The sequence below is a fragment of the Candidatus Delongbacteria bacterium genome (assembly GCA_041675285.1).
Lineage (GTDB): Bacteria > CAIWAD01 > CAIWAD01 > CAIWAD01 > CAIWAD01 > CAIWAD01.
In genome coordinates this window covers 419,198-427,703 of record JBAYTZ010000002.1, presented here as the reverse complement: position 1 = coordinate 427,703, position 8,506 = coordinate 419,198, and the positions used below count along the sequence as shown (strand labels likewise).

Below are 8,506 nucleotides of genomic sequence, written 5' to 3'. Positions count from 1 at the left end.
TCGCAAGGGCCTGCGTGATCGCCGCCGTCAGCGTCGTCTTGCCGTGGTCCACGTGACCAATCGTCCCGACGTTCACGTGGGGCTTGGTCCGCTCGAATTTTGCCTTGGCCATTGGATCACTCCTACCTGATGTCTGAACTCATGCGGCCCACGCCGCCGTCGCCCCTGCGGACGACTCCTCCCGGCCCGGGCATCCACGCACACCACTCCGGGCGGCGCAAACGCCGTGCATGCCCTCCCCAATCCGGGAAGGCAGGTCAGATCCGACGCCACAACGGCGGCCGGACGATGTCCCACACTGTGAGTCGTTCGGTCAGGAACGCGAGCCCGGAGTCACCAGCCTACCGGCTGTTCTTCTCCAGGATCTTCTCCGCCAGACTCGCCGGAACCTGCATGTAATGCGAGAATTCCATGGAGAAGACGGCCCGTCCCTGCGTGATCGAACGGAGGGTAGTGGCGTAGCCGAACATCTCGGCCAGTGGAACGTTAGCGCGCACGACTTGCGCATCGCGGCGGGGTTCGATCCCGCTGATGCGTCCCCGACGGGAATTGATGTTTCCCATCACGTCGCCCATGTAATCATCATGGACGACCACCTCCACGCGCATAATTGGTTCCATGAGGACGGGGGCGGCCTTGTTGGCAGCCTCCTTGAAAGCCATGGAGCCGGCGATCTTGAAGGCCATCTCGCTGGAGTCCACGTCATGGAAGCCACCGTCGTAGAGGGTGACCTTGACGTCCTCCATCGGATAACCGGCCAGAACACCGTTCTTCATGGCCTCCTGGATTCCGTGCGAAGTCGGATTGATGTACTCCCGCGGAATCACACCACCCACAATCTTGTCTTCGAAAGTATACCCGGTTCCCGGCTCCCCCGGCTCCACGCGGATGACCACGTGGGCGAACTGCCCGTGGCCGCCCGTCTGCCGGACGAAGCGCATGTTGCTCTCGGCGGACTTCGTGATGGATTCCTTGTAGGCCACCATCGGGGCGCCCACGTTGGCTTCCACCTTGAATTCCTTCTTCATCCGGTCGATGAGGATTTCCAGATGCAACTCGCCCATGCCGGCGATGGTGGTCTGGCCCGTGTCCTTGTCCGTGCGGACCTGGAAGGTGGGATCCTCTTCGGAGAGCTTCTCCAGAGCCGTGGACAGCTTGTCCTGGTCGGCCTTGGACTTGGGCTCGATGGCGATGGCGATCACCGGTTCGGGGAAGGTGATCTGCTCCAGCACCACCGGGTGATTGATGTCGCAGAGCGTGTCACCCGTGCGGACCTTCTTCAGCCCGATGACGGCGGCGATGTCGCCCGCGTGCACTTCCTCGATGTCTTCGCGCTTGTTGGCGGACATCTGCAGCAGGCGGCCGATGCGCTCCTTCTTGTCCGTGCCCGTGTTCAGCACGCCGTCGCCCGTGGCGACCTTGCCGCTGTAGACGCGGAAGTAGGTCAGCTTGCCCACGAAGGGATCGGTCTGGATCTTGAAGGCCAGCGCGGCGAAGGGTTCGTCCAGCGCGCAGCGACGCTCCACCTGGACGTCGGTGCCGGGCTTGTGGCCGAACACCGTGGGCACGTCCAGCGGGCTGGGCAGATAGTCGCAGACACAGTCCAGCAGACGCTGCACGCCCTTGTTCTTGAAGGCGCTCCCGCACAAGACGGGGACGATGGACAGGTCGATGGTGGCCTTGCGGACGGCCGCCTGGACCTCGGCCACCGGGATCTCGACGCCGTCCAGGAATTTCTCCATTAGATGGTCGTCGTAGTCGGACACGGCTTCCAGCATCTTCTCGCGGTATTCGCGGGCCTGGGCCAGCATGTCCGCCGGAATGTCGGCCTCCACAAACAGCGAGCCCAGGGACTGCTCGTTGTAGAGGACGGCCCGCATGGTGATCAGGTCGATCAGGCCCGTGAACAGGTCGCCGGCGCCGATGGGGATCTGCAGTGGCACGGGATTGGCGCCCAGCCGGTTGCGCATGCCTTCCATCACGGCGTAGAAGTCCGCGCCGGTCCGGTCCATCTTGTTCACGAAGGCCAGGCGCGGCACGCGGTACTTGTCCGCCTGGCGCCACACCGTCTCGGACTGGGGCTCCACGCCGCCCACCGCGCAGAACAAGGCCACGGCCCCGTCCAGGATGCGCAGGCTGCGCTCCACCTCAGCGGTGAAGTCCACGTGGCCCGGAGTGTCGATGATGTTGATGTGGTGCTCGTTCCAGCTGGTGGAAATGGAGGCCGAGGTGATGGTGATCCCCCGGGCACGCTCCTGCTCCATCCAATCCATCACCGCCGCGCCGTCATGGACCTCACCCATCCGATGCACCTTGCCCGTATAGTACAGGATGCGCTCGGTGGTCGTGGTCTTGCCCGCATCGATGTGGGCCATGATCCCGATGTTTCGGGTTTTCAACAGCGTTTCGGTGAAGCTCATCGGTCTGGAACGATTCCTTTCTGGTCCAGTGGACTAGAGACTACCAGCGGAAGTGGGCGAAGGCCTTGTTGGCCTCGGCCATCTTGTGCACATCTTCGCGCTTCTTGAAGGAGTTGCCTTCCTTCTTGTAGGCGGCCATCAGTTCCCCCGCCAGGCGCTCGGCGAAGGTCTTCTCGCTGCGGTTGCGCGAGTAGGTGATGATCCAGCGGATGGCCAGGGCCGTCTTCCGCTTGGGACGCACCTCCACGGGCACCTGGTAGGTGGAGCCGCCCACGCGGCGGGACCGCACTTCCAGCAGCGGCTCGACGGTGCGCACGGCGCGCTCGAAGACCTCGAGGCCGCCCTTGTCCATTTTGCCGTCCACAATCTCCACGGCGCGATAGAACTCGCGCTCGGCCACGGCCTTTTCGCCGCCCTTCATCATGCTGTTGATGAAGCGGGCCGCCAGTTGGGAATGGAACTTCGGATCCGGGAGATTCACGCGCTCCGGCGCACGACGTCTACGCATGGGAGATACCTGCCCTGTTGCTTACTTCTTGCCTTTGCCCTTGGCCGGTGCCTGGCCTTCCTTCGGCTTCTTGGTGCCGTATTTGGAGCGGCCCTGGTTGCGGCCGTCCACACCCGAGGCGTCCAGCGCCCCGCGGATGATGTGGTAGCGGACGCCGGGCAGATCCTTGACACGGCCGCCCCGCACCAGCACGATGCTGTGCTCCTGCAGGTTGTGGCCTTCGCCGGGGATATAGGCCGTGACCTCGAAACCGCTGGTCAGGCGCACGCGGGCGATCTTCCGCATGGCCGAGTTCGGCTTCTTCGGGGTCGTGGTGCGCACCTGGGTGCAGACGCCACGGCGCTGGGGACAACGCTTCAGCGCGGGGCTGTTCTGCTTGTCGACCAGCTTTTCGCGGCCCATTCGGACCAATTGGCTGATGGTCGGCACATTTCCTCCGAAATTTGCAAGACGACCAATTAAGCGTTCGCTCTCCACGAGCGCAAGGGCAAGTGTGGGAAAAATCCTTGTGCCTGCTCAGTTTTCACCGAACGGGGAGGATGATCGCAGATTGTTCGGTATAGATTTGAAGGCATTGGCAACAATTTCGCCCCATCCACACCAACGTGACTCCGATTCCCAGACGCGGGCGGGTCGCGCAACCAGACCTGATTCGCTGCGCCGTGCGAGATGGAAGTGCCCGGCCCATCCGTCAACCCATGCGTTCCTGTCACGCAGTGCGCTTGACGGCGGCAGCAGTCAACCCGGGTTTGGAATATCTCCGAATACTACGCTGGGGATGTCCGCACGTCGTGTCCCCTTGGCCCGAGGTCCCCATGCGCTGTTGGATCTGCCTGTTCATGCTCACCCTGCGCCTCCAGGCTGCCCTGCTGCACGTCCCCGCCGACCACGCCACAATCCAGGCTGCCATTGACGTCGCCGCGGATGGCGACACCGTGCACGTGGCGCCAGGTACGTACAACGGGCTGCTGACGATTCCCGACCGCAACCTGAGTCTCGTCTCCGACGATTTTTTCACAGGGGATAGTCTAGCTATCGATTCTACGATCCTCGACGGGCAGTGGCAGGGATCTTTGATCACCGTGCAGACGCGAGGGGACAGGGTCTTCCGACTGGAAGGGGTAACTCTGAAAAAGGGGAAGGGGTCAGAGACACAACCCTATCGAGGTGGTGCGATCTATCTGCGAGACAGCTCAAATGCTACGATTCGCCACGTCGTCTTTAGAGAAAATAGAGGTCCACATGCCGGCGCTTTGTTACGATCTGATAGCGGTTTACGATTAGGTAGAATTGTTTTGGAAGACATACGCGGGCATTTGTATCGTCGGCAGCAGGACCCGGAAACGTCAAATGATATGATTCACTTATTGGGTGCTGAATCAGTTGTTTGCTCAAAATTGCGCTTCCTCCCTAGTGAATATCCATCGGACGTTATTGCTATTGGCGCAGATTCAGTAATCGTGCATGACGTGGTGGTTTCATCACAACATAGTATTGGAACATGTATTGAGATTGGCGCCTTTATCTGTGACATAGATTCCGTATTTGTCTCAGATTGTCATTCTCAGGAAAATACGGTTCTAATGATCAATACGGCGTTAGGGGAGCAAAGCGTCCTGGCGGTTTCCCATCTGATGGTCGACCGCTGTACGAATGAGAAACGGTACGAAGTCAGTTCTTTGGGATTGATTGTGGATTTATCCTCGGATACGCTTCGAGTGGATCATATGTCCGTTACCAACTGCTACGGTGCGTCAGACAAATTGGTCCGAATCAATGCAGCCGCTTGGGGCACCGTGCGTCACCTCCTGGTCGAGGACAATGAATGTGGTTCCCCCTCGCAGGGCGAGGAATCCATGTGCCAGCTGAATTGTTCGGGCCATATTGTGGACTCGGAGCGATGCAGTTTTGAAGATGTCCTCATCCAACGAAATCTCTCCCATGTATATCCCATGACCTGGAGTGGACAACCACAGGTACGAAGCTACGGATATGGGTTGGCACTGAATACAACAGCAGGGTTACGCCGGAACATAGAAGACAATTTTTACCGGCGCATGATTATCCAAAACAACGTAGTACATGATCATGACGATTACGATAACCCCAACAGTCTCCGCGAAGCCAATCGAGGACGTGCATTTTATTTATGGGTGGATAATACCCAAATTCGCAAGCAAGTCCTTATAGAAGACTGCATTCTTCGTGGAAATCGCCAAATCAACACCATCCCGGAGTCCTTTTCAGGAGATCCAGTCTTAGATGGATTTTGCGTAGGGAGTACTTTGGAAGTGTATGGAGGCCATTATTCGTTCCGACCCCCCAAGATCTGGCTGCGCAATGTCCTCGTGGAAGACAACGACGATGGCGGCATCTTCCTGTACGGGGGGTCGAGTTATGACGCCCAGAACATCAGCGTTCGTAACACGTCACGAATGGGCATGCTGTGCCTGGCGGATACCTTAGTCTTGGCTAATGTGGTGGTGGAAGGCGTGGAGTCCTGGGAGGCCCATTTCACATATCCATATGTGGATGATCATCCGACATGGCAGGGTGTTCTCACACTCTTGGGAGGTCCAGCCAGCAAGCTGAGTAACATCAGTTTGCTCAATAACCACACAGAATTCTTGTTCAGTACCTATGACAACACAAGACCGCAGCTGACCTTGCAGAATTCCATTCTATCGGGAAACGGCTGTCGGTACTTCGTCGACCCCTACACCGATAGCACGGACTTTCAGCCACCTCTCTTCTCCTACTGCCTGCTGCCTTCTTGGTACTCGGGGGATCATAATCTCTACGGCCAAAATCCCTTGTTTGATGCGGAGCTGGGGCCGCCCTATCTCAGCGCGGAATCTCCCTGCGTGGATGCTGGCAACTCAGCAGTGGAATGGAACGATCCTGAGGATTCAACTCAACCTGGCTTCCCGCTCTGGCCAAGTCTGGGCACCCTGCGCAATGACATGGGCTATACGGGTGGACCGCAAGCTGCCGCCATTGACACGGGCTGGGTGGCCGTCCAGCGCCCGAAGCCCCAGCCGGGACGGCCCGCGAGCTTCACGCTGGGCAATCCTTATCCCAATCCGTTCAACCCGGTCTCACTCATTCCCTATTCGCTGGACCGCCCACGCCATGTGCGGTTGGTCGTGCACAATCTGCTGGGTCAGGAAGTGGCCGTGCTGGTGGACGATATCGTACCGGCTGGTACGCACACGGCGCAGTTCGGCACGTGGCGTCTAGCCAGCGGTACCTACCTGGTCACGCTGGAGACGGGCGGGCGGCAAGAAACACGCAGCGTCACCCTGTTGCGCTGACCTTCCGTCGGCAGCTCACCACAGAGTCACAGAGGCACAGAGGCCAGATAGGTCTTGGCTTGGGTTGTGCGTGATACGTCCGAGATTCCACTCGCGCACGAAGACTTGAAGGCTTGAAGGCGGGCTGACTGTGGAGATAGAACGACCCCCATCCCATCGCGCCCCGGCGTTACCGGGTCGCGCCTTCCCCATGCCCACGCTCGCGTGGGCCCGGGGCAGCGAGGGAAGGGAATTGGCTTCGCCTCGCACATGCCATGGGATCCCAGCTTTCGCTGGGATGACAGTCACTTTGCCATGGGATCCCCCGGTCGAGCCGGGGGATGACGAAATGGTTCAGTGAGGTGAAGCCCGCAGGGCTGAACCAGAAAATGGGTGAAGCCATCAGGCGAACCAACTACACGGAGCAAGGAAGGCCAAACTGCGGCTAGCGGAAGGCCACCGCGAGGTGGCCTGACTCTAGCCGTTGAGAAAAAGCGCCTCTTTGGCTCCACCTTTCTGGCGCAAGCAGAAAGGTGGAAAACATGGCGCCGCAGCTACTGCCAGGCTTCCTGTTTGCTTCTTGACGCCCCTCATTCGATCTTGGGCGGCCCTCTCACTAGGGAGCGCGAAACGCCAAACCGCAGGAGCTTCGACATGAAGGATATCCTCGCCAAACTGGGCATCGAGGACGTGAACCAGGGCGCCAGCACGGGATCATGGATCCCCTGCAAGGGCAGCCTGCTGGAGTCGGTTTCCCCCATCGACGGCAAGGTGCTGGCCAAGGTCCAGCAGTGCGAGATGGGCGAGTACGAGCAGGTCATGCAGACCGCCGCCAAGGCCTTCATCGAGTGGCGCATGTGGCCGGCCCCCAAGCGCGGCGAGATCGTCCGCCAGCTGGGCGAAGAGCTGCGCGCCCACAAGGAGGAGCTGGCCGCCCTGGTGACCATGGAAATGGGCAAGGTGATCCAGGAAGGCCGCGGCGAAGTGCAGGAGATGATCGACATCTGCGACTTCGCCACGGGCATGAGCCGCCAGCTCTACGGCGTGACCACCCACAGCGAGCGCGCCCGCCATCGAATGTTCGAGCAGTGGCACCCGCTGGGCATCGTGGGCGTGATCTCGGCCTTCAACTTCCCCGTGGCCGTCTGGTCCTGGAACACCACCCTGGCCCTGATCTGCGGCGACGTGGTGGTCTGGAAGCCCTCCAGCAAGACCCCGCTCACCGCCGTGGCCTGCCAGACCATCGCCGCCCGCGTGCTCAAGCGCAACGGCGTGCCCGAAGGCGTCTGCAGCCTGATCATCGGCAAGGGCTCCAGCGTGGGCGACGCCCTGGTGCGCGACGCGCGCGTGCCGCTGATCTCCGCCACCGGCTCCACGCCCATGGGCAAGCGCCTGGCGGGCATCGTGGGCGAGCGCCTAGGCCACACCATCCTCGAGCTGGGCGGCAACAACGCGATCATCGTGACGCCCCACGCCGACCTGAGCCTGGCCATCCCCAACATCGCCTTCGGCGCCATCGGCACCGCCGGCCAGCGCTGCACGTCCACGCGCCGGATCATCGTCCACGAGTCGCTGGCCGATACGCTGGTCCAAAAGCTGGCCGCCGCCTACAAGACGGTGCGGATCGGCAACCCGCTGGAGGAAGGCGTGCTGATGGGCCCGCTGGTGGACACGGGCGCCGTCAAGGACTTGCAGGATGCCATCGCCAAGGTGAAGGCCCAGGGCGGGGAGATGGTCTGCGGCGGCGAAGTGCTGAGCGGGCCGGGCTACGAGAGCGGCGCCTACGTCACGCCGGCCATCGCCAAGGTGCGCAACGAAATGGAGATCGTCCAGGACGAGACCTTCGCGCCCCTGCTCTACATCATCACTTACCAGGGTGGAATCGAGGACGCCATCGCGCTGCAGAACGGCGTGCCCCAGGGCCTGTCCAGCAGCATCTTCACCAACCACTTCCTCGAGAGCGAGACCTTCCTGTCCGCCATGGGCAGCGACTGCGGCATCGCCAACGTCAACCTGGGCACCTCGGGCGCCGAGATCGGCCTGGCCTTCGGTGGCGAGAAGGACACGGGCGGCGGGCGCGAGTCCGGCAGCGACGTGTGGAAGTACTACATGCGCCGGCAGTCCAACACGCTGAACTGGTCGGGCAAGACGGCCTTCGCCCAGGGCATCCACTTCGAGATGTAAGCCCTGCGACGCTTCGACATGAAAAGAGCCCGGCTGTCCGGGCTCTTTTTTTGCTTGGGATGCGCCCGGGGTCTCCTGCGCTGGGCCGCAGCGGGCGAATG

6 protein-coding genes are annotated in these 8,506 nt (G+C 61.0%); 2 read left to right on the top strand and 4 right to left on the bottom strand.

Annotation, left to right across the window (positions count from 1 at the left end):
* From WC326_03595 to rpsL, 4 genes are all read right to left on the bottom strand, one after another.
* Positions 1-112, bottom strand: a 112-nt coding sequence (locus tag WC326_03595) for a GTP-binding protein (GenBank protein ID MFA7330138.1), incomplete at its 3' end; no start/stop codon positions are given.
* A gap of 229 nt (positions 113-341) precedes the next feature.
* Positions 342-2,420 (bottom strand): elongation factor G, encoded by a 2,079-nt coding sequence (gene fusA / locus WC326_03590; GenBank protein MFA7330137.1) that lies wholly within the window; start codon positions 2,418-2,420, stop codon positions 342-344.
* Positions 2,421-2,460: 40 nt separating this feature from the next.
* Complete coding sequence (gene rpsG / locus WC326_03585; protein MFA7330136.1) at positions 2,461-2,928, bottom strand: 30S ribosomal protein S7; 468 nt, start codon at positions 2,926-2,928, stop codon at positions 2,461-2,463.
* A 21-nt stretch (positions 2,929-2,949) separates the two neighbouring features.
* The gene (gene rpsL, locus WC326_03580) at positions 2,950-3,357 is read right to left on the bottom strand and encodes a 30S ribosomal protein S12 (protein ID MFA7330135.1); all 408 of its coding nucleotides are present in this window, start codon (positions 3,355-3,357) and stop codon (positions 2,950-2,952) included.
* A 386-nt stretch (positions 3,358-3,743) separates the two neighbouring features.
* Here rpsL and WC326_03575 point away from each other — a divergent pair, with 386 nt between their 5' ends.
* Positions 3,744-6,242 carry a T9SS type A sorting domain-containing protein gene (locus WC326_03575; protein ID MFA7330134.1) on the top strand — a complete coding sequence of 833 codons (2,499 nt, stop codon included), beginning with the start codon at positions 3,744-3,746 and terminating at the stop codon, positions 6,240-6,242.
* Positions 6,243-6,875: 633 nt separating this feature from the next.
* On the top strand, positions 6,876-8,405 hold the full coding sequence (locus WC326_03570; GenBank protein MFA7330133.1) for an aldehyde dehydrogenase family protein: 1,530 nt from the start codon (positions 6,876-6,878) through the stop codon (positions 8,403-8,405).
* The last annotated feature ends 101 nt before the right edge of the window (positions 8,406-8,506 follow it).